At 52.7% G+C, this 256-nt stretch carries 1 protein-coding gene; it reads right to left on the reverse strand.

The window, feature by feature from the left end:
- Positions 1-256 (reverse strand): BRCT domain-containing protein (locus tag NLF92_RS13380; RefSeq protein ID WP_349293234.1); only part of this gene is annotated, 256 nt, incomplete at both ends.

Consider the following 256-nt stretch of genomic DNA (forward strand, 5'->3'; position numbering starts at 1 on the left):
CAGGTTTTGTTCGCGTAAGAACGCCATTAGCCTCGCTTCGTCCCAAATCTCAACACCTAAGTCCTGCGCTTTGGTAAGCTTAGAACCCGCTTTTTCGCCGGCGACCAGAAAATCGGTTTTGGCCGACACACTGCCTGCCACTTTTGCCCCTGCTTGCTGAAGCAACGCTTTAACGTCGCTACGAGACATCTCGCTGAGCGTGCCTGTTACCACTGCAGTTTTACCCTGCAATACCTGTTCGTCAACGTTTGGCGCT

This window comes from Opacimonas viscosa (assembly GCF_024199005.1).
GTDB classification, from domain to species: domain Bacteria; phylum Pseudomonadota; class Gammaproteobacteria; order Enterobacterales; family Alteromonadaceae; genus Opacimonas; species Opacimonas viscosa.